Source organism: Pseudomonas petroselini (assembly GCF_045037875.1).
Taxonomy (GTDB): Bacteria; Pseudomonadota; Gammaproteobacteria; order Pseudomonadales; family Pseudomonadaceae; genus Aquipseudomonas; species Aquipseudomonas petroselini.
On the sequence record NZ_CP173614.1, the window covers coordinates 2,583,796 to 2,604,781 of the forward strand.

At 60.3% G+C, this 20,986-nt stretch carries 21 protein-coding genes; 9 read left to right on the top strand and 12 right to left on the bottom strand.

Annotated elements, in window-relative coordinates; genetic code table 11:
• Positions 1-26: 26 nt before the first annotated feature.
• Positions 27-599, bottom strand: coding sequence for a fimbrial protein (locus ACI512_RS12095; protein WP_046035085.1), 573 nt, complete (start codon positions 597-599; stop codon positions 27-29).
• Between the two features lie 381 nt (positions 600-980).
• Between ACI512_RS12095 and mqo the strand changes: the two genes are divergently transcribed.
• Entirely contained in the window at positions 981-2,627 is a 1,647-nt protein-coding gene (gene mqo / locus ACI512_RS12100; protein WP_012722900.1) for a malate dehydrogenase (quinone), read from the top strand.
• An 85-nt stretch (positions 2,628-2,712) separates the two neighbouring features.
• On the opposite strand, the gene ACI512_RS12105 is transcribed toward mqo, so the two are convergent.
• Positions 2,713-3,378 (bottom strand): NADPH-dependent F420 reductase, encoded by a 666-nt coding sequence (locus ACI512_RS12105; protein WP_236379722.1) that lies wholly within the window; start codon positions 3,376-3,378, stop codon positions 2,713-2,715.
• A gap of 100 nt (positions 3,379-3,478) precedes the next feature.
• Here ACI512_RS12105 and ACI512_RS12110 point away from each other — a divergent pair, with 100 nt between their 5' ends.
• Entirely contained in the window at positions 3,479-4,375 is an 897-nt protein-coding gene (locus ACI512_RS12110; RefSeq protein WP_122809806.1) for a LysR family transcriptional regulator, read from the top strand.
• A gap of 176 nt (positions 4,376-4,551) precedes the next feature.
• Entirely contained in the window at positions 4,552-4,881 is a 330-nt protein-coding gene (locus ACI512_RS12115; RefSeq protein WP_064052320.1) for a YXWGXW repeat-containing protein, read from the top strand.
• 7 nt (positions 4,882-4,888) lie between these two features.
• Here ACI512_RS12115 and ACI512_RS12120 read toward each other — a convergent pair whose 3' ends face one another.
• From ACI512_RS12120 to ACI512_RS12140, 5 genes are all read right to left on the bottom strand, one after another.
• Positions 4,889-5,263 (bottom strand): hypothetical protein, encoded by a 375-nt coding sequence (locus tag ACI512_RS12120; protein WP_046035083.1) that lies wholly within the window; start codon positions 5,261-5,263, stop codon positions 4,889-4,891.
• Positions 5,264-5,333: 70 nt separating this feature from the next.
• The gene (locus tag ACI512_RS12125; RefSeq protein WP_064052321.1) at positions 5,334-5,729 is read right to left on the bottom strand and encodes a PIN domain-containing protein; all 396 of its coding nucleotides are present in this window, start codon (positions 5,727-5,729) and stop codon (positions 5,334-5,336) included.
• Entirely contained in the window at positions 5,726-5,983 is a 258-nt protein-coding gene (locus ACI512_RS12130) for an AbrB/MazE/SpoVT family DNA-binding domain-containing protein (protein ID WP_064052322.1), read from the bottom strand. Before ACI512_RS12130 ends, ACI512_RS12125 begins: the two co-directional genes overlap by 4 nt.
• Positions 5,984-6,244: 261 nt before the next feature.
• On the bottom strand, positions 6,245-7,618 hold the full coding sequence (gene ppnN / locus ACI512_RS12135) for a nucleotide 5'-monophosphate nucleosidase PpnN (RefSeq protein WP_025856956.1): 1,374 nt from the start codon (positions 7,616-7,618) through the stop codon (positions 6,245-6,247).
• A gap of 150 nt (positions 7,619-7,768) precedes the next feature.
• The gene (locus ACI512_RS12140; RefSeq protein WP_012722907.1) at positions 7,769-8,593 is read right to left on the bottom strand and encodes an aspartyl/asparaginyl beta-hydroxylase domain-containing protein; all 825 of its coding nucleotides are present in this window, start codon (positions 8,591-8,593) and stop codon (positions 7,769-7,771) included.
• Between the two features lie 310 nt (positions 8,594-8,903).
• Between ACI512_RS12140 and fabV the strand changes: the two genes are divergently transcribed.
• Entirely contained in the window at positions 8,904-10,097 is a 1,194-nt protein-coding gene (fabV, locus tag ACI512_RS12145) for an enoyl-ACP reductase FabV (protein WP_231808313.1), read from the top strand.
• Between the two features lie 218 nt (positions 10,098-10,315).
• Complete coding sequence (locus ACI512_RS12150; RefSeq protein ID WP_236383667.1) at positions 10,316-10,939, top strand: HAD family phosphatase; 624 nt, start codon at positions 10,316-10,318, stop codon at positions 10,937-10,939.
• On the opposite strand, the gene ACI512_RS12155 is transcribed toward ACI512_RS12150, so the two are convergent.
• The gene (locus ACI512_RS12155; RefSeq protein WP_231808315.1) at positions 10,936-11,841 is read right to left on the bottom strand and encodes a LysR family transcriptional regulator; all 906 of its coding nucleotides are present in this window, start codon (positions 11,839-11,841) and stop codon (positions 10,936-10,938) included. The two genes, ACI512_RS12150 and ACI512_RS12155, sit on opposite strands and share 4 nt — an antisense overlap.
• A gap of 102 nt (positions 11,842-11,943) precedes the next feature.
• Here ACI512_RS12155 and ACI512_RS12160 point away from each other — a divergent pair, with 102 nt between their 5' ends.
• Positions 11,944-13,113, top strand: coding sequence for an aspartate aminotransferase family protein (locus ACI512_RS12160; protein WP_236383668.1), 1,170 nt, complete (start codon positions 11,944-11,946; stop codon positions 13,111-13,113).
• Between the two features lie 59 nt (positions 13,114-13,172).
• Here the strand turns inward: ACI512_RS12160 and punR are convergent, their stop codons facing one another.
• On the bottom strand, positions 13,173-14,087 hold the full coding sequence (punR, locus tag ACI512_RS12165) for a DNA-binding transcriptional activator PunR (RefSeq protein ID WP_236383669.1): 915 nt from the start codon (positions 14,085-14,087) through the stop codon (positions 13,173-13,175).
• A 122-nt stretch (positions 14,088-14,209) separates the two neighbouring features.
• On the opposite strand from punR, the gene punC reads away from it, so the two are divergent.
• Entirely contained in the window at positions 14,210-15,400 is a 1,191-nt protein-coding gene (gene punC, locus ACI512_RS12170; protein WP_231808318.1) for a purine nucleoside transporter PunC, read from the top strand.
• A gap of 113 nt (positions 15,401-15,513) precedes the next feature.
• Here punC and ACI512_RS12175 read toward each other — a convergent pair whose 3' ends face one another.
• The gene (locus tag ACI512_RS12175; RefSeq protein ID WP_236383670.1) at positions 15,514-16,347 is read right to left on the bottom strand and encodes a nucleoside-binding protein; all 834 of its coding nucleotides are present in this window, start codon (positions 16,345-16,347) and stop codon (positions 15,514-15,516) included.
• A 158-nt stretch (positions 16,348-16,505) separates the two neighbouring features.
• Here ACI512_RS12175 and ACI512_RS12180 point away from each other — a divergent pair, with 158 nt between their 5' ends.
• Complete coding sequence (locus tag ACI512_RS12180; RefSeq protein WP_405121817.1) at positions 16,506-18,008, top strand: nucleobase:cation symporter-2 family protein; 1,503 nt, start codon at positions 16,506-16,508, stop codon at positions 18,006-18,008.
• Between the two features lie 115 nt (positions 18,009-18,123).
• Here ACI512_RS12180 and ACI512_RS12185 read toward each other — a convergent pair whose 3' ends face one another.
• Together ACI512_RS12185 and ACI512_RS12190 are read right to left on the bottom strand one after the other, a co-directional pair.
• On the bottom strand, positions 18,124-19,056 hold the full coding sequence (locus tag ACI512_RS12185; RefSeq protein WP_231808320.1) for a proline iminopeptidase-family hydrolase: 933 nt from the start codon (positions 19,054-19,056) through the stop codon (positions 18,124-18,126).
• A gap of 92 nt (positions 19,057-19,148) precedes the next feature.
• Entirely contained in the window at positions 19,149-19,913 is a 765-nt protein-coding gene (locus tag ACI512_RS12190; RefSeq protein WP_012722917.1) for a LuxR family transcriptional regulator, read from the bottom strand.
• Positions 19,914-20,095: 182 nt separating this feature from the next.
• On the opposite strand from ACI512_RS12190, the gene ACI512_RS12195 reads away from it, so the two are divergent.
• Positions 20,096-20,983, top strand: coding sequence for a proline iminopeptidase-family hydrolase (locus ACI512_RS12195; protein ID WP_012722918.1), 888 nt, complete (start codon positions 20,096-20,098; stop codon positions 20,981-20,983).
• The last annotated feature ends 3 nt before the right edge of the window (positions 20,984-20,986 follow it).

A 20,986-nucleotide genomic window follows, 5' to 3' on the forward strand; every position in this document is an offset into this window, starting at 1 on the left:
GGACGGCCCACGGTATTGACGAGCAATTACTTGTAGGTAACGTCGAAGCTGGCCAGGGCGTGCACCTGACCGGTGCCGATACCGGACGTGGTCTTGGCGGTATCGCCTTCGCCGGTGGTCGTGTCGGCGACGGTGCGCACGTAGGCGGCGGTAAAGTCGAAGGTGTTGGACTGCGCACGCAGGTCGTAGTCGGCGGTCGGCGTGTTCAGTGGCAGCTTGTTACCGTTACGGGCGTCGGCGATCTGGATCGCGATACCGCGCACCTGGTTTTCACCGGTCAGGCCGAGCAGGGTCGAATCGGTGGCGTCCTGCTGACCGCTGAAGGTAATGGCGGCGTTCTTGCGGGTCGCGGTGCTGCAGTTGTCCAGGCTGATGGAGAACGCTTTGGGCTTGGCGGTGGAACCCACGGTGGGCGCGAAGTCGGCGATGCGTACCGCGTCCAGGGTCACGGATTTATTCACGTCGCCAGTGGTGATGGTGCAGGCGTTATCGGTAACGGAACCGGTGAACTCGATCTGCCCATCGGCCGCGTGTGCGGTGCCGGCAAGCAGCCAGCAAGCGCCGCAGGCGAGGGTGAGTTGGCTCAGTTTGTTCAGCATTGCAATGCCCCTTTAGAGAGATGGATGGTTGTCTGCTCACGCGTGAGTGAGCCAATCCATGGTGCATTGCGGCGGTTGTGAGGCACATGAGACGGATCTTAAAAAAATGGCGAAGTAGTGGCGCCATTCGACCGGCGAGCCCATATCCGGCGCTGGCCGTGATATTCTGCGCGCCATCTTGGTCTGGTCGTTCTCTGGTACGTACATCCGTATACGTCCCGGCGGTTGGCTGTCGCCCAGGTAGCTGAAGCCAATAATGATAAGAAGTCAGCGCAGAAGGGACATAAAAGTGAGGTCGATACATCGGCCTTGTGTGCTCACCCTGCGGCCTTGAGAGTCAGGGGCGGTGGGGCGGATGGCGTTTTATCATAGGTGCTACTGATGTTTAAAAAAGTAAACACTGCCCTGCTGGGGCTGGCTTTGTCGCTGGGGATCACGTCCGTTCAAGCGGAAGAGGCAAAGAAAGTCGATGTGCTGCTGATCGGCGGCGGCATCATGAGTGCGACCCTGGGTGTATGGCTCAATGAGCTGGAGCCGAGCTGGTCGATGGAAATGGTCGAGCGCCTCGATGGCGTGGCCGAAGAAAGCTCCAACGGCTGGAACAACGCCGGTACCGGTCACTCGGCCCTGGCTGAGCTGAACTACACCCCGGAAGACAAGAACGGCAACGTTGAGATCCCGAAAGCGGTCGAGATCAACGAAGCGTTCCAGATCTCCCGTCAGTTCTGGTCCTGGCAGGTCCAGCAGGGCGTGCTGAAGAACCCGCGTTCGTTCATCAACTCCACACCGCACATGAGCTTTGTGTGGGGCGATGACAACATCAAGTTCCTGAAAAAACGCTACGAAGCCCTGCAAGCAAGCCCGCTGTTCGCCGGCATGCAGTACTCCGAAGACCCGGCGCAGATCGCCAAGTGGGTTCCGCTGATGATGGAAGGGCGTGACCCGAACCAGAAAATCGCGGCCACCTGGAGCCCGCTGGGGACCGACATGAACTTCGGCGAGATCACCCGCCAGTTCGTCGCTCACCTGCAAACCACCCCTAAGTTCGACCTGAAACTGTCGAGCGAAGTGCAGGACATCACCAAGAACGCCGACGGTTCGTGGCGTGTCAGCTACAAAAACCTCAAAGACGGCACCAAGACTGAAACCGACGCCAAGTTCGTGTTCATCGGCGCCGGTGGTGGTGCACTGCACTTGCTGCAAAAGTCGGGCATTCCTGAAGCCAAGGAATACGCAGGCTTCCCTGTGGGCGGCTCGTTCCTGGTGACCGATAACCCAACCGTCGCCGAGCAGCACCTGGCCAAGGCCTACGGTAAGGCGTCGGTTGGCGCGCCTCCGATGTCGGTTCCGCACCTGGACACCCGCGTACTGGATGGCAAGCGCGTTATCCTGTTTGGCCCATTCGCGACTTTCTCGACCAAGTTCCTGAAAGAAGGCTCGTACCTGGACCTGCTGACCAGCACCACCACCCACAACATCTGGCCAATGACCAAAGTCGGTATTCGTGAATACCCACTGGTCGAGTACCTCGCCGGCCAACTGATGCTGTCGGATGACGACCGCTTCAAGGCGCTGCAAGAGTACTTCCCGAACGCCAAGCAATCCGACTGGCGCTTGTGGCAGGCCGGTCAGCGCGTGCAGATCATCAAGCGTGACGAAGAGCAGGGCGGCGTCCTGAAACTCGGCACCGAAGTGGTCAGCTCCGCCGACAACACCATCGCCGGCCTGTTGGGTGCATCGCCAGGCGCGTCCACCGCGGCTCCGATCATGCTGACCGTGCTGCAGAAAGTGTTCAAGGACAAGGTAGCGACCCCTGAGTGGCAGTCCAAGCTGCACCAGATCGTACCGAGCTACGGCACCAAGCTGAACGACAGCCCTGAGGCCGTTGCCAAGGAATGGGCCTACACCGCCAATATCCTGCAACTGCCAACACCGCCTGTGATTCCGCAAAAGGCCGCTGTGAAAGCGCCTGAGGCTGCCAAGCCTGCGGCTGAGCCGAGCAAGCCGGCATCTGACCTGGCGTTGTAAGCCGTTGGCGAGGTTCTGAGATCAGGATCTCACCGGTCACGAAAAAACCGCTGAACCGGTAACGGTCAGCGGTTTTTTTGTGTTTTTAAATACGGGAGCGCTCGACAGGCGGCAGTTCAACCGTGCGCTCGGCGGCCGCCAGCGCTGCCTTCAAACCCGCTTGGTCCAGCGGGACGCAATACGCAGGCTTGCCCCGTTCCAGCCGCCAGCTTTCATCCAGGCCTCCGGCGTCCACGGCGTCGAAACCCAGTTCGTCGAGTAACGTGATGACCTGTGCCTTCGCTGCCGTGTCGTCCGCGGCCACCGGTAATGCTCGACGCTCGGGTGCGCCTTGTGGGCGGGCGTCCTGCGTCAGGTCGGGGGCGAAGATTGCATTGAACACTTTCACCACGTGCGAATGGGGCAAATGCTCGGCAAGCAGTCGGCTGGTGGTGGTTTCAAAGCGATCCAGGGCCGGGATATGCCCGTCGCGGTTCGGGTAGTAATTATTGGCGTCCATCACGGTCTTGCCCTCCAGCCATTGCGCCGGGACGCTGCGGTAATGTTCCAAGGGGATTGCCACGAGCACCACGTCGCCGAATTTGGCGGCGTCTTCGGCGCTGCCCACTTGCACGCCGAGTATGCCGCTGACCACGCTGCTCATGGTGTGTGGGCCGCGGGAGTTGCTCAACATCACCTCATGCCCGGCCGCCAGTGCCAGTTGGGCCACGGCGCGCCCGATAAAACCTGCTCCAATAACACCGATCTTCATCGCCTTGCTCCTGTTGAAAGGGGGGAGTCGCTATGATGATTGGCAACTGTTTGGCGATAAATGATCGCTCTGGCGTGGCTGTTATTACTGGGAGTTGGGAATGATGGACCGTCTATCCAGCATGAGTGCCTTCGTGATGGCCGCTGAACTGGGCTCCTACGCCCGCGCCGCCGAGCGTTTGAACCTGTCACCGCAGATGGTGGCTAAGCATGTCAGTGCGTTGGAGCAACGCCTGGGCGCGCGCTTGCTCAACCGCACCACGCGTCGCCAAAGCCTGACGGAGTTGGGTAGCGCGTACTACGAGCGCTGCAAACACATCCTGACGGAGGCCGAGGCCGCCGATTCCCTGGCGCAGATCATGAATGACACCCCGAGTGGCAAGCTGAAAATTACTGCCCCGGTGACCTTCGGTTCCTACAGCCTGATGCCATTGATTACCGAATTTCTGCGTGATAACCCCGAGGTGGAAATCGACCTGCACCTGACAGATCGTTTCGTCGACCTGGTGGACGAGGGTTATGAAGCGGCGTTTCGCATCGGTCCCTTGGCTACTAACAGCCTGACGGCTCGGCCCCTGGCACCTTATCGCTTGGTCGTCTGCGCCTCGCCTGCGTACCTGGCGGCGCGTGGCACGCCGCAGGTGCCGGCCGACCTTATGCATCACGAATGCCTGGGCTACGCCTTCTGGTCGCGCCCGGCAGATCGTGAATGGGTGCTTTACCAGGGCCCGACACCTTACCGCGTGCAGGTTGCCAGTCGACTGCAAATCAACGAAAGCAGGGCGTTGATGTCGGCTGCGCTGGAGGGCTTCGGTATTGTCCTGGGTCCCGAAGACTTCCTGCGCCCGGCGCTGTTGAGGGGGGAGTTGGTGCAAGTGCTGGCGAACTTCGAGGCCCCGAGCCGGCCGATGCATTTGCTCTACACCGCAAATCGCCAGCGCACTGCCAAGTTACGACGGTTTGTGGAGGCGGTGCTGGAGCGTTTCGGGCCGGCTTGAGTGGGCCAATGCTGACGGTGCCTTTCATCTGCGTTCCTGAGTGCAACGCCCTCAGGTTCAGCAACCCGACAGACACTACCTGTTAAAAAAGACCCATGGCCGATCAGGAGAGCGGCTGCAACAAGGGGGCATTTTTTGCAGTGTAAGTGGTGGGCGTCAGCGCCCGAGGGGTTTGTATGTGGCTACGTTATGCAGCATTGACGGCCATGGTCGTCGCGGCATCCGGGTGTGTGCAAGAGCGCGTCGTGCATGAGCGCAGGCCGGTGCAACGGGAGTATGTAGAAGTCGTCGCGCCGCAACCGCCGCCGGTGCAGGTGATCGAAGTCGAGCCACCGGTGCGCTACGGTTACATATGGTCACGCGGTTACTGGCGCTGGGAAGGCGGGCGCTATGTCGCGGTGCACGGCCATTGGGAGCCGGTGCGCGAGGGCTATCGCTATGTGCATCCGCATTGGGTGCAGCGTAGTGATGGGTACCACTGGCAGGGTGGCGGTTGGGTTCGCTGAGTCTCGGCTAAATCGGCTTCTGGGTGCCCAGGAGTCGAACTTCCCGCAGCAGCGCGGCACCGAGCTGATCGGTGCCCAGTTCCCTGTAGCCCACCGCCTTGACCTCGCCGTTCTCCTCCGCCTGGATGAGGATCACCGGGGTTTCCTTGCCGGTGGTTTCGTCGATGTGCAGGGCGTACTGCGGAATATCCAGCTTGATCGGCGTGCCGGCGGCCTTGCCTTTTACATTGATCAGGAACGCCGCACAGCCAGCGTCGACGTCCGTGCTGGTGGCAGAGCGGCCACTGACAAAGCAGGTTTCCGGCAGGTCGGGCCAGGCGATGGTGTCTGCCTGGGCGAGGGTGGGGGCGATGGCCAGCGCTGCGAGTAGAAACGTGCGCACGTAGTCTTTCTCTCGATCAAGGTGATAAGCCGTTTTTACCAAAGCCCGCTCGCTGCCGCAACGCTGTGGTTCAGGCCAGCCGCTTCATGCCCGTTGTCTTGATCGCGTTGAGGTCGAAGGTGGCCGTGTACTCGCAACCGGCGGCGTGGGCGCAGCGCTCGATCAAGCAGTCTGCGAAGTCGGCCTTGTTCGCCACAAACTTGCGCAACGCCTGCCAGATGAGTTCTGCGTGCTCTATGGTCAATTCGCGGGTGCGAAGCAGGGTTTCCAGTACCGTCACTACATCACGCTTGGCCGACTGGTAGCAGCTTTGCAGCACCCAGACCAATTCCACGATGGAAACCATGCTGATAAAACCTGGCGAGGCGGTGCTCAGCGACTCGATCAGCGCTGACGCCTTGGCAGATTGAACGGGATCATCCTGGGTGACGTAGCGTACCAGCACATTGGTATCCAGCCCGATCATCCGGCGTGTGCTCCCTGCGCTGCGATGGCCTGGTTCATCTGTTCGATGGAGACGGCCTTGGCAGGTTTGCGGATCAGCCCCTTGAGGTCCTGAACCGTCTTGCTCGCGGCAATGATGGAAAACTGTCCGTTTTCCATTTCGACAAATTCAACCCGGTCTCCTGTTTCCAGGCCGAGGGCAGTCCTGACTTGGACGGGAATGGTGATTTGACCTTTCGAGGTCAGGGTGGCGGTTGCCATAGTGAAGTTCTCCATCGTGATATTCCTTACCCTAGGGTAAGGAATGACAGAGCACAATATCCGTTGGTCCATAGGTCGCTCATTGGGTGTGGGTGAGTTGGAATAGGTAAAACACTAGTCCCAACTGTCCTTGCTCGCCCCCCTTCCACCGGGTTTAAAGCGATACAAACCATGACCAACCGCAACCCTATTATCCGCCTTCCCTGCACGCCGGCGACGTGATCGCGGTCAAAGTCGGCAAGACGTTATGCTTTGCAGGGACCGTTGGGGGCTAATTCATTGAACCACGCGGTAGCACGGCACATAGGCCGCGCCGCCCGGCAACTTCATGCGGTGCTGAGCGACGAAGGCCTGTAGCAGTTCGTCCAGGGGTTTCATGATGGCCGGGTCACCGTGGATTTCATACGGGCCGTTTTGCTCGATCAGGCGAATGCCCTTGTCCTTCACGTTACCCGCCACGATCCCCGAGAACGCACGGCGCAGGTTGGCGGCCAGTTCGTGCGGCGGCAGTGCATGGCTCAACTGCAGGCTGGCCATGTTCTCGTGGGTCGGGTCGAACGGGCGCTGGAAGCCTTCGTCGATCTTCAGCAGCCAGTTGAAGTGGAACGCGTCGTTGCGCTCGCGGCGGAACTGCTTCACCGCCTTGAGCCCCGCGGTCATCTGGCGCGCCACTTCGGCCGGGTCATCAATGATGATCTGGTAGTGCGCTTGCGCTGCTTCACCCAGGGTGGCGCCGACGAAGGCGTGCAGTTGTTGCAGGTAGGGCGCGGCGTGTTTGGGCCCGGTGAGGATGACCGGGAACGGCAGGTCGCGGTTATCCGGGTGCATCAGGATGCCCAGCAGGTACAGGAACTCTTCTGCCGTACCGGCGCCGCCGGGGAAGATGATGATGCCATGGCCGACGCGCACGAAGGCTTCCAGGCGTTTCTCGATATCCGGCAGGATAACCAGCTCATTGACGATCGGGTTCGGCGCTTCGGCGGCAATGATGCCCGGCTCGGTCAGGCCCAGGTAGCGCCCGCCGGTAATGCGTTGCTTGGCGTGGGAAATGGTCGCGCCCTTCATCGGGCCTTTCATCACGCCAGGGCCGCAGCCGGTGCACACATCCAGGCTGCGCAGCCCCAGTTCGTGGCCGACTTTCTTGGTGTACTTGTATTCTTCGGTATTGATCGAGTGCCCGCCCCAGCACACCACGATCTTCGGCTCGACACCGGGGCGCAGCGTACGAGCGTTGCGCAGCAGGTGGAACACGTAGTCGGTGATGCCCTGGGAATTGCTCAGGTCGATACGCTGGCTGTCCAGCTCGTTCTCGGTGTAGACGATGTCACGCAGGGCGCTGAAGAGCATTTCGCGTGTGCTGGCGATCATTTCGCCATCGACGAAGGCATCGGCGGGGGCGTTCAACAGCTCCAGGCGCACGCCGCGGTCCTGCTGGTGGATGCGCACTTCAAAGTCTTTATAAGCGTCGAGGATGGTCTTGGCGTTGTCGATATGCGCGCCCGTGTTGAGAATGGCCAGGGCGCACTGACGGAACAGGGTGTAGATGCTGCCGGTACCGGCTTCGCTCAGTTGCTGCACTTCACGTTGGGACAGGGTTTCGAGGCTGCCCTTGGGGCTGACGGAGGCGTTGATGACTTGACGTTGGGGCATTCTGATTCCTTGAAAGCGCAGCCACCGCATCCGCGAGGGGCTGCGATGGCTTGAGAATGATGGGCGCCGAATTCGGACGCACGAGACGGTTATTTAACTCAGGCGCAAGGCCGAGTGCAAACACCGTCCAGCACCATCATGCCGCAGAACTCACTGAATCAGCTTCCAGTTTTTGTAGAAAACCCGACGCAGGGTAAAGGCCATGCCGGCAAACCCAGCGATCACGGCGTTAAGAACCCGGGGTACCGGGGTCGGCCGTACGATATCGATAAACAGACAGTAACGCTTGGCATCGTTTTTGTTGAAAGACGCATGCATCAACGTGTCATCGAAGATGAACAGCGGGTCGTCGTGCCAGTAATGCTTGTGCTTGCCCACCTGGATGTAGACGCCCTCGTGATGGGGCGCCGGGGCCATGTTGTAGAGCACGCGGAACATCATGCGCAGGGGGCCGAAGTGAAACGAGGTCGAGCGGTTCTCATTGAACACCGACACACCAATGGTTTTCACGAACGGGAGTTTTTTGCGCAGTTGCGGAATGTCCAGGGTGGTCTCGATGGGGTGGCCATACCACTGGAAAAACAGCATGCCGCGCTTCTTCTCGGCCATGCGTTCGTCCAGGTAGCCGATGATTTCGTCCTTGTGGGCCATGGCGTCATCGATCACCCGTTGCAGGTCTTCGCGCCAGGCGGGCGGTAGGTCCTGCATCGTGTAGACATGGCGGTTATGCGAGCTCACCAGGTCGAACAAGGTATTGAACGGCGCCAGCAACCAGGTGTTGCGGCCACTGCCGATAAAGTATTTCTTGATCGTGGGCGCGTCATACAGGCCATTTCGCAGGAAGTCGTAGATACCGCAGACCACCACCAGGCCGAGAAAAACCAGGGTGGTCTCGGGGAACACATCGATGATCAGCAACACGCCGAGTACCCAGGCGACCGATACCGCTTTTTTACGCAAGGCAGGCATATTCATGTAACTCAGCTCCAGCAGGACGCCATTCGACAGGTCCGGATCCGTGGCCGCGAGTGGTTAGGTTTTGAAACATGTTGAAACAACCACCGCATAATAAGGCGTTCTGCGTGGGATAGGCGTTTTAAATAGTGCGAAATTGTGAAGGCCTTACACGGTTTTTAACCCCTCGATGCGTTGATTGGATTGGATTTTGTAAACGGAAGATTTACGACTATCGTGACGCTTCGGTTTTTCGGACGTCATAGACCGGTACGATTGAAGTTGAGTGGCCACCACTGGCCTTCGACACCTTGGAAGAGGCAGAAATTTTATGATCATCAAACCGCGGGTTCGTGGCTTTATCTGTGTGACCGCTCACCCTGTTGGCTGTGAAGCGAACGTCAAGGAACAGATCGACTACGTGACTCAACACGGCGTCATCGAAGGTGGCCCGAAAAAGGTGCTGGTCCTCGGTGCTTCCACCGGTTACGGCCTGGCCGCGCGCATCAGTGCCGCGTTTGGCTGCGGTGCCGACACCCTGGGCGTGTTTTTTGAGAAAGAAGGCGAAGAAGGCAAGTTGAGCTCCGCCGGCTGGTACAACAGCGCTGCGTTCGAGAAGTTTGCCGTCGAAAAAGGCCTGTACGCCAAGAGCATCAACGGCGACGCGTTCTCCGACGAGATCAAGCGCCTGACCATCGAAACCATTAAGAAAGACCTGGGCAAGATCGACCTGGTCGTCTACAGCCTGGCCGCGCCACGCCGTACCGACCCACAAGGCGTGGTGCACACCTCCACCCTCAAGCCGATCGGCAAGGCCGTGACCCTGCGCGGTATCAACACCGACAAAGGCGTTGTGGTCGACACTACCCTTGAGCCGGCTACCCAGGAAGAAATCGACGGCACCGTGAAAGTCATGGGTGGCGAAGACTGGCAGCTGTGGATCGACGCCCTGCGTGACGCCGACGTCCTCGCCGAAGGCGCCAAGACCACCGCGTTCACCTACCTCGGTGAAAAGCTGACCCAGGACATCTACTGGAACGGCTCCATCGGCGAAGCCAAGAAAGACCTCGACAAGAAAGTCCTGACCCTGCGCGACAACCTCGCTGCACTCAAGGGCGACGCCCGTGTGTCGGTGCTCAAGGCGGTGGTCACCCAGGCCAGCTCGGCCATCCCGATCATGCCGCTGTACCTGTCGCTGCTGTTCAAAGTGATGAAAGAGCAGGGCACCCACGAAGGTTGCATCGAGCAGGTCTACGGCCTGTTCAAGGACAGCCTGTACGGCAGCGAGCCTAAACTCGACGCCGACGGCCGCCTGCGTGCCGACCTGGCCGAGCTGGAACCGAAAGTCCAGGACGCCGTGGCGGCGCTGTGGAACCAGGTCACCGACGACAACGTCAACGAGATCAGTGATTTCGCCGGCTACAAGGCGGAGTTCCTGCGTTTGTTCGGCTTTGAAATCGACGGCGTGGACTACGACGCTGACGTGAATCCTACCGTGAAGATCAATGGTTTAGTCCAAGCCTAAAACGCGGTTAAAAATGTGGGAGGGGGCTTGCCCCCGATAGCAGTCTGTCAGTCAATACATATCGACTGATAGACCGCCATCGGGAGCAAGCCCCCTCCCACATTTGATGTGTGTCTATCATTCTTTGTGGGCATGTTCCGGCACGCCATCACGCTCCCACTGCCGTCCTCAATCTGCCAGACTCCTACAGCTGTCAAACCATGCTAACGGAGGATCTGATGACGATTCGTGCAGTAGTTTTTGATTTCGGCGGTGTTCTGTTCGACTGGAATCCTCACCATCTGTACCGCAAGCTGATTGCCGACGATCACCAACGGCAACACTTTCTCGACACCATCTGTACTCAGGCCTGGAACACCGAGCAGGATGCCGGTCGCTCCCTGGCCGATGGCACCCGCAGCCTGATCGAGCAATACCCGCATCATGAGCGCTTGATTAAGGCCTATTACGACCGCTGGCACGAGATGCTGCGTGGCCCGTTGCCGGAAGGCGTAGCGATCCTCAACGCGTTGCACCGCGCCGATATGCCGCTGTTCGGGCTCACCAACTGGTCCGCTGAGACTTTTCCGTATGCGCGGGCCAATTACCCGTTCCTCGGGTACTTTCGCGACATTGTGGTGTCCGGCGAGTTGAAACTGATCAAGCCTGACGCCGCGATCTACCACGCCAGCCTCGGCCAGGTACGCGCCCACCTGCCGGATATCCTGCCGGCTGAAGTGGTATTTATCGATGATGTTGCCGGCAATATCGAGGCGGCCGTTGCCCTGGGTTGGCAGGGGATTCACCACGTGTCGGCTGAAAGTACAGCGACGCGCTTGCGCGAATTGGGCGTGGACTTCTAGCGCGCCCATTTCTCCATGGCGAAATCCACAAAGGCGCGTAGCTTGGGCAGGCGATAACGGTCCTGGCCGTAGAGCAGGTGCATGGGGCGACTGGGCAGTTTATAGGTGGTCAGCAAGGCCACCAACTTGCCGCTCTCCAGGTCCGGTTGCACCAGGGCATCGGCCAGCATGATGATGCCCATGCCGTTTACGGCCGCCTGGCGCAAGCCTTGCGAGCTGTTGATGGTCAATGAGCCGGACACCGGAACCTCCAGCTCGCCTCCATCACCGGTCATGCGCCACAGTTTTTCGGTATCGCGCCAGTTGTCATTCGCCGGGTAGGCGAACGCCAGGCAGTCGTGCTGCTGCAGTTCTTCTGGGCTCGAAGGCGTGCCGCGTCGCGCCAGGTAGGCTGGCGACGCGCAGAGGGTGAGGGTGTAGTCCTGCATGGGCCTGGCGATCAGGCTGGAAGTTTCCAGTTCGCCAAGACGGATGGCCACGTCGAAGCCGCTGTCGACCAAGTCCATCCGCTCATTACTTAGCACCACATACAGGTTGATCTGCGGGTAGCGCCGGGAAAATTCGCTCAAGGCCGGTGTAAGGCGTTCGGTGCCGAACACGGGGGGCGCGGTGATCCGCAGGGTGCCTTTGGGGATGTCGCTGTGGGCTTGCTCGGCAAGCTGCTCGGAGTCGGCCACCAGCCCCAGCACCTCAAGGCAGCGCTGGTAATACTGCCCGCCAAATTCCGTGAGGCTTTGCTTGCGCGTGGTGCGCTTGAGCAGGCTGACGCCCAATCGTTGTTCCAAGGCGCGCAGGTGGTTGCCGACCATGGTCGTGGACATGCCGCAGGCTTGGGCTGCCGCCGTCATGCTGCCGGCCTCGACCACTTTCACGTACACCGACATTGCCTGGAACAGATCCATTATCAAGCCCTGATTTAAAGTCATTGCAGGAATGCGCAGTTTATCCAGCTCAGGTGGTTAACGATACTGCTCCCATCACTACGATGCACTGGAGCCCGCACCATGACTGCCGCCTGCCTGATGACCACGTACCAACCCTTGGCCCTGAGTTTTACCCGTGGCCTGGGCACGCGCCTGTGGGACCAGCAAGGTCGCGAATACCTGGATGCGGTGGCCGGCGTGGCGGTGACCAATGTCGGTCATTCGCACCCCAGGCTGGTGACGGCGATCAGCGAGCAGGCGAGTTTGCTGTTGCACACCTCCAACCTCTACAGCATCGATTGGCAACAACGGCTGGCCCAGCGCCTGGCCCAGCTGTCCGGCCTGGACCGCGCTTTCTTCAACAATTCCGGTGCCGAAGCCAACGAAACAGCGCTGAAACTGGCGCGGCTGCATGGCTGGAAAAAGGGCATCGAAGCGCCGCTGGTCGTTGTGATGGAAAACGCCTTTCATGGCCGCACACTGGGCACGATGGCCGCGAGCGATGGGCCATCGGTGCGCCTGGGCTTCCAACGTTTGCCGGGGGATTTTCTCAAGGTGGGCTTTGGTGATATCGCCGCGATAGAAGCCATCACACAAGCATTTGGCACGCGTATCGCGGCGGTGCTGTTGGAGCCGATCCAAGGCGAAAGTGGCGTACTGCCGGCGCCGCCGGGCTATCTGCAAACCGTGCGTGATCACTGCACGCGCCACGGTTGGCTGATGATGCTCGACGAAATCCAGACCGGCATCGGCCGCACCGGCGCCTGGTTTGCCTTCCAGCATGAAGGCATCGTCCCGGACGTGATGACCCTGGCCAAAGGCCTCGGCAACGGTGTACCGATCGGCGCCTGCCTGGCCCGCGCCGCCGTGGCTCAGTTGTTTACACCGGGCAGCCACGGCAGCACCTTTGGCGGCAACCCGTTGGCGTGTCGGGTCGGGTGCACCGTGCTGGACATCATCGAAGAACAAGGCTTGCTGCAGAACGCGGCGCGGCAGGGTGAGCGCTTGCTGGCGCGGTTGCGGGTGGAGTTGAGTGAGCACCCGCAGGTGCTGGCGATTCGGGGGCAGGGGTTGATGATCGGTATCGAGCTGGCGAACCCCTATCGTGACCTGGCCCAGCGTGCCGCACAGGAGCACGGTTTGCTGATCAACGTGACGCGGGGCAAGGTCATTCGCCTGCTGCCACCGCTGACCCTGGATGCCAAGGAAGTCGAGATGATCGTGCGCGCCATCACCCGCCTGCTGGATTGAAATGACGTCCACCCTGTGGGAGCGGGCAAGCCCGCTCCCACAGGGGATCTCCATGATTGTCAGGGATCGTTTCCGTTCAGCCACTCCTGGTTCATCGTCTCGGTATCCCCCAAATACTCCAGCAACCACGTCATGGCCGGCGACAGCTTGCTCTGCGCCCAGGCCACACACGACGGGCTGGCCGGAAACGGCCGGCTCAGCTGCAGCGCCACCAGTTCACCGCGTTCGATCCACGGCAACACCTGATGCGCCGGTGCCATGCCGACACACAGGCCGTCGCGCAGGCAATCGATGGCCGAGGACCAATTGGGCACCACCAGCCGCCGCTGGTTATCCAGGGTCCAGGTGTCGCGCTTGGGCAGGTTGCGCGAGGTGTCGGTCATGCACAGTGACGCGAAAGGGCGCAGTTGATCGTCACTCAGCAACCCGTCGATGCTCGCCAGTGGGTGCCGCGCGCTGACCACGCACAGCCAGTTCAACAAGCCCATATCGCGAAAAGTAAAGTGACTGGCCACCGGCACCGCGCTGGTGGCGCCGATCACAATATCGGTGCGCTCGTCTGCCAGGGCATCCCATACACCGTTGTACACCTCGTACTCCAGCAGCAACTCCACCTCGGGAAACTGTCGATAAAAATCCAGCACCAGTTGCCGACAACGCTGGGGTTTGACGATGGAATCCACCGCGACCTTTAACTGGCCACTCCAGCCATTCGCCACTTGCTGGCACAAACGCCGCGTGCCGAGCATTTTTTTCATCACGCCACGGGCTTCGTCGATAAACAGCCGACCTGCGGGCGTCAGCTCTACGTCGCGGTGCCGGCGCACAAACAACGGCACCGCCAACCATTCCTCCAGCTGACGCACGGTATAGCTGATAGCGGACGGCACACGGTGCAATTCCTGGGCGGCGGCGCTGAAGCTGCCATGGCGCGCCACGGCGTCGACCACGTCCAGGGAGTATTCGGACCACATGGCGAGTGCCTTCAAAAATATTGATAAGAGTGTCCAATTATTATCGCTTCACACACGCACTGTCAGCTTCATAATGGGCGCCAGTCAGCAAATAGTTTGATGGCAGGTTAAGCAAGGCTTCAATGAAAAATTCTTTTGGTTTCACCTGGTACCTGGCGGGGCTGAGCATGCTCGGTTACCTGGCCATGGACATGTACTTACCGGCGTTCGGCGCCATGGGCGAGCACCTGCACATTGGCGCGGGCGCGGTAGGCGCCAGCTTGAGTATTTTCCTCGCCGGCTTTGCGCTGGGCCAGCTGGTGTGGGGGCCGTTGTCCGACCGTCTGGGGCGCAAACCAGTGCTGCTCGCCGGCCTGAGCCTGTTTGTGCTGGGCTGCGCGGGGATGTTCTGGGTCGAGACGGCGCCGCAACTGCTGGCGCTGCGCTTTATGCAGGCGATTGGCGTGTGTGCCGCCGCCGTAAGCTGGCAGGCGCTGGTCATCGACCGCTACCCGGCCGACAAGGCGCACCGTGTGTTCGCCAGCATCATGCCACTGATGTCATTGTCGCCAGCGCTGGCGCCGTTGCTGGGTGCGATGGTACTGAACCACTTCGGTTGGCAGGCGATCTTCGGTGTATTGCTGGGCGTGTCGCTGCTGTTACTGCTGCCGACGTTGTTCCTGCGTACCCCGCCGAAACCTCGGGCGCAGGAGGGTGCACCTTCGCGCTTGGGGTATGGCCAGTTGTTCACCTCGCGCGTGTTTACCGGCAACGTCATGATCTTCGCCGCGTGCTCTGCCAGCTTTTTCGCGTGGTTGACGGCGTCCCCCTTCATCCTCGGTGGCATGGGCTACAGCCCGAATGACATTGGCCTGAGTTACGTGCTGCCGACCTTGGCCTTTCTGGTCGGTGGCTACAGTTGCCGCAGTGCCCTGCAGCACGTTCAGGGCAAGACGCTGCTGCCGTGGTTGCTGCTGGCGTACTGCATCAGCATGGTGGCGTTATACCTGGTCGCCACGTTGACGGTACCGACCCTCACCACCTTGCTGATTCCGTTCTGCCTGATGGCGCTGTGCAACGGTGCGAGTTACCCCATCGTGGTGGCGAATGCGCTGATGCCCTTTGCGGAAAATTCCGGCAAGGCGGCAGCCCTGCAAAACACCCTGCAACTGGGGCTGTGCTTTCTCGCGAGCCTGATAGTGTCGTGGATGATCGATGAGCCGCTGCTGATTACGGTGATTGTGATGTTGGCGACCGCGCCGTTGGCGGTGTTGGGGTACTGGCTGGCGCGGCCGAAGACGAAACAGTCGGAACTGGCCAGCGCAATACGCTGAAAAATGGGGGAGGGGGCTTGCTCCCGATGGCGGAGTCTCAGTACTAGATGTGCTGGCTGACCCATTGCTATCGGGAGCAAGCCCCCTCCCACAGTTTGATTGGGTATCTTCAGTTAGAACGTGATTTCCATGTTCACCGTCGGCGTTGAGGTGCGGCTACCCCGGCCGCCATCCACGCCGAACTTGTTATGCCAGTACTCGTAACCCACCCCCAGGTACAGGTTCGGCTTGACGCTTTTGCCCGGTCGTACCGCCACCATCAGCGCGGTGCGCATCAGGGCTTCCGGCGCGGTGTCGCGGCCGTGGTAGTCCTCGCCTTTTTCGCCGACGTAATTGATAAAACCCTGGAATTTCGCCGCGTGGTTGGCGAGTTCGAACGGGCGCATCCACGTCAGGTTGAGCAAGTAGGTGTCGTCGAAGGTGTGGTTCGACTCTTTTGCACCGGGAATGCCGGTGTGGTTCCTTTCCTTGTAGTACATCAGGCTCAGGTCCAGCACGCCGACGGTGTTGAACTTCAAGGTCGGGCCGATCACCAGCGCGCGCTTCTTGGCTGAGGCGAAGTTGTTGTTGCGGTTGGCATCGAAGCCCAGGGTCAGCGCGTAATCCTTGATCAGCCCGGTACCCAGCGGCCTATCGAATATCCGCGATGCATACAGCTGGTGGCGATACACCGCGTACACCTCACTCCCACCATGATCGGTGCCCTTGCGCGGGTCGCGGCTGTCGGACAGGAACACATCAAGGTTGAGGAAATTGCTGCCGTACCGGTAGCCGCTGGCGTGGGTAAAGCTGTAGATGCGCTTGCTGAACTCGTCGGGGTTATTCGGGTTGGTGAACTGCTGGCCGTAGCGAAATCCTACGCTGTTGTTCATCCATTCCACCGCGACGGCCTCCCCACCGCCGAGGAGCGTGAGTGCAACGGTGGCGCCCTGTAATGCCTTTTTCATTGTTCTAGGTCCTTTGGCGTTCTGGCTCATCTCGGCCGGATTGTTTTTGTAACGCCGATGGAGGGTATCTTGTTCGATTGATTGTATACAACTCTATGGACATCCAGTCCGAATATTGCATACAGTGGCCGCACAACAAAAACAGAGAACCCCTCACCATGACTATCCCGAAGGCGTCACCGCAGCGGCCAGAAGATGAGAATCTCGGCGTCGCCGCCAACATGGCTTACGGCCTGCAACATGTGCTCACCATGTACGGCGGTATTGTCGCGGTACCGTTGATCGTCGGCCAGGCAGCCGGGTTGTCGCCGGCAGACATCGGCTTGCTGATTGCCGCGTCATTGTTTGCCGGTGGCTTGGCCACGCTATTGCAGACCCTGGGGCTGCCGTTTTTGGGCTGTCAGTTGCCGCTGGTGCAGGGCGTCTCGTTTGCCGGTGTGGCAACCATGGTGGCGATTGTCGGCAGCGATGGCGCCGGCGGGGTGCCGGCGATTCTCGGGGCGGTGATGGCCGCGTCGTTTATCGGGCTACTGATTACCCCGGTGTTTTCGCGGATCACCAAGTTTTTCCCGCCGCTGGTGACGGGTATTGTGATCACCACTATCGGCCTGACCCTGATGCCCGTTGCGGCGCGCTGGGCCATGGGCGGCAACAGCCGCGCCGCGGATTTCGGCAGCATGTCAAACATCGGCCTGGCGGCATTGACGCTGGTGCTGGTGTTGCTGCTGAGCAAGATCGGCAGCGCGACCATTTCGCGCTTGTCGATCTTGCTGGCGATGGTGATCGGCACCGTGATTGCCGTGTTCCTCGGCATGGCCGATTTTTCCGGCGTGACCCAGGGGCCGATGTTCGGTTTCCCCACGCCATTCCATTTCGGCATGCCCACCTTCCATGTCGCCGCGATCATTTCCATGTGCATCGTGGTGATGGTGACCCTGGTCGAGACCTCGGCGGACATCCTGGCCGTGGGTGAAATCATCGACACCAAGGTCGATTCCAAACGCCTCGGCAATGGCCTGCGCGCCGACATGCTGTCGAGTATGTTTGCGCCGATCTTCGGGTCCTTCACCCAGAGTGCCTTCGCCCAGAACGTCGGCCTGGTCGCGGTTACCGGGGTCAAGAGCCGCTTTGTGGTGGCCACGGGCGGGCTGTTCCTGGTGGTCCTCGGCCTGCTGCCTTTTATGGGGCGTGTGATCGCGGCGGTGCCCACCTCGGTACTTGGCGGGGCGGGGATTGTGCTGTTCGGCACTGTGGCAGCCAGCGGTATCCGCACCTTGTCCAAGGTCGATTACCGCAACAACATGAACTTGATCATCGTGGCGACATCCATCGGTTTTGGCATGATCCCGATTGCTGCGCCGAGCTTCTACGATCACTTCCCGAGTTGGTTTGCGACCATCTTTCACTCGGGGATCAGCTCCTCGGCGATCATGGCGATCCTGCTGAACCTGGCGTTCAACCATTTCACCGTGGGCAATTCGGACCAGCAATCGGTGTTTGTGGCGGGGACTGAGCGCAGTTTGTGCTTCCGTGATGTGTCGGAACTGCGTGATGGGGATTACTTCAAAGGCGGCAAGCTGTTTGATGCCGAGGGCAGGGAGATCCCGTTGGTGGCGGAGGTGCCTAGGAAGGTCACCAAACCCGAGGCTAGCGAGGCCTGAATGTGGGAGGGGGCTTGCCCCCGATTACGGTGTATCAGCTGAGTGATTGGCTCCTGACACACCGCTATCGGGGGCAAGCCCCCTCCCACAATTGGAATGCATCCAGCTTGAGCATTCAGCCCGCCTTGAGCACGTTGTGCGGTACTGAACACACCTCATCCAGAAACTTCACCACGGTCCCCATGCACGCCTGGCGTTCTTCCACATGCGGCATGTGGCTGGAGTCTTCAAACAGCGCCCAGCGCACATCTGCGATTTCATCCAAGAACGGCTTGACCACCAACGGCGTCGCTTCGTCGTGCCGGCCGGAAATCACCAGCGTCGGCACGGTGATGGCCGACAGGCGGCCAATGGATTTCCAGTCCTTCAAGCTCCCGATCACATGGAATTCGGTCGGGCCGCTCATGGCGTGGTACACCGTCGGGTCCGCATCGACCTGGGCGAAAGTGCGTGCTACTTCTTCCGGCCACGGGTTGACCCGGCACACGTGGTGGTCATAAAACACCCGCGACGCCGCGAGGTATTCCGGGTCCTGATAGGTGCCGGCGGCTTCATGCTTGAGCAGGGTTTCATGCACACCTTCCGGCAGCAATTTGCGCAGGCGGTTGGCTTCGCTGACCCAGGTGCGCATGCACGTCGGCGAGTTGGCCGGGATAAAGGCGCGCAGGCCCTTGGGTTGCAAAATCGCATGTTCACTGCCGAGCATGCCACCCCAGGACTGGCCGAGGATCGCGTAGTTATCGCTGATCTGCAGGTGGTCCAGCAGGTTATTCAGTTCTTCGAGGAACAGGCCCACGGTCCAGAAGGACGGGTCTTTGTCAGGCAGATGGGTGGAGCGGCCGTTGCCCAACTGGTCGTAGTGGATCACGGCGTGGCCGCTGGCGGCGACGTCCTTGAAGGCATCTACATAGTCATGCGTGCATCCGGGGCCGCCGTGGATAACCACCAAGGGGGTGCGGCCGCTGGAGAGGTCACCGGTGACGCGGTACCAGGTTTGGTAGGCGCCAAACGCCGCATAGCCTTCGCGGATCTTTTCGATGAATTCCATTTCGTGCCCTGCTCTGAAAAAAGGATCAGGGACACGATAAGGCGTCACGGAAATTTAAGTAACTAGCAAAACAGCTAGGTTTTGCCGGACGGTCAGTCCTCCAGCAGGCGGTAATGAGTGGCGCGAACCACCGCCTGTACGCGGTTCTTGGCCCCCAGCTTGTGCATCGCCGAGGCCAGGTGCAGGGTGACCACCGCCAATGAGCGGCTCAGTTGCGTGGCTATTTCAGCGGCGGTCAGGCCGTCGGCGGCCCATTTGAGGCACTCGCGTTCGCGTTTGGTCAGGTGAATATGCGGGTAAGTGCGCAGTTCCTTGCTGAACAGCGGGTAGGCCGCTTCCTGCAAGGCGTGGGAAATCAGGCTGAAATCCGACAAGGTCTGCTGCGCATCCTGCAGCACACTGTGGGCCTTGCCGGTGCGCAAGCCGGTCAGCGAGGCGAAGCCGCCGCGTGGCAGGTGGATCGGCACGCTGACGCCGCAGGTCAACTGCTGGTCATGCAGGTAGGTCGACACCGGGGCGTGGCAGGGATCGATGATCTTTTGCAGGGGGGTGTCGACCTTGACATCGTAGGACCACACGAAGGGCGACACCGTACTCAGGGCCAGATGTTGCACCGGATCGATCTGGTAGAAGCCCTTGCTGCACCATAATGCGTGCCAGTCGGGCGGGGTATTGCGCAGTTCCAGCACCGAAGGGGTGATCAATGCGCCATCCTGGTCGATCGGCACTGGGGTGTAGTCATACACCAGTGCATCGAAACCCAACTGCTGGGCGAGGATAAACGTGTTGTCCATCTGCTCGTCCAGGCTCCTGCCCGGCATCAGACGGTGATTTAAGGCAGTAAGCTTGGCCAGCATCCGTTCTGCTCCCGAATTCATTTGAATCTCGACTTGCTGCAAGTAGAATGCCACGCCCCGGCGAAGGACTGCCAGGCCAAACCTATAAGAAATGCTAGGTTATGGACGCGCGGCATCCTCGGTAGTGTTGGTCGATAAACGGCCGCTACCTGCCAGGCCGACACAACACAAGGAACGTACGCATGTGGCGTGAAATTGCCCCCGACCAGCAGTACAACGTGCAAGTCGACGGCCATAACCTCGTGGTCTACAGCTTTGGCGAAGGCGATGAGGTGCTGCTGTGCCTCAACGGCGGGCCGGGCCTGCCGTGTGACTACCTGCGTGACGCCCATGGCTGGCTCAAGGAACACAACCTGCGAGTGGTTGCATTCGACCAGCTTGGCACGGGCGCATCAGCCAGACCCACCGACGTTTCGCTGTGGGAAATCGGCCGATATGTCGAAGAAGTCGAAACCGTGCGCCAAGCCCTGGGCCTGGGCCGCGTGCATCTGCTCGGGCATTCCTGGGGCGGCTGGCTGGGCATCGAATACGCCATCCATTACCCCGACGCGCTGAAAAGCCTGATCCTCGAAAACACCGTCGGTGACATTCCGCACCTGTCCCAGGAGCTCGAACGCCTGCGTGGCGCCCTCGGCAGCGAAACCGTGGCGATGATGCAGCGCCACGAAGCCATGGGCACCCTGGACCACCCGCAGTACCAGGCCGCGATCACGTTGCTCAACTACCGCCACGTGTGCCGTCTCGACGAATGGCCCGAGCCGGTCAAACGTTCCCTTGGCGACTGGAACATGGGCCCTTACGAAACCATGCAAGGCCCCAACGAGTTCCTCTACATCGGTAACCTCAAGGACTGGAACCGCATCCCTGAGATGGCCGCGTTCACGATGCCGATCCTGATCACCACCGGCCAGCACGACGAACTCACCCCGGCCTGTGCCCTGCGCATGAAAATGGCGGCTAAACACGCCCAATTGCACGTTTTCCCCAACAGCAGCCATATGCCCTTTTATGAGGAACCCCAGGCGTACTTCCCGGTGCTGTTGGACTTCCTTGCGCGTCATCGAGGCTGACGG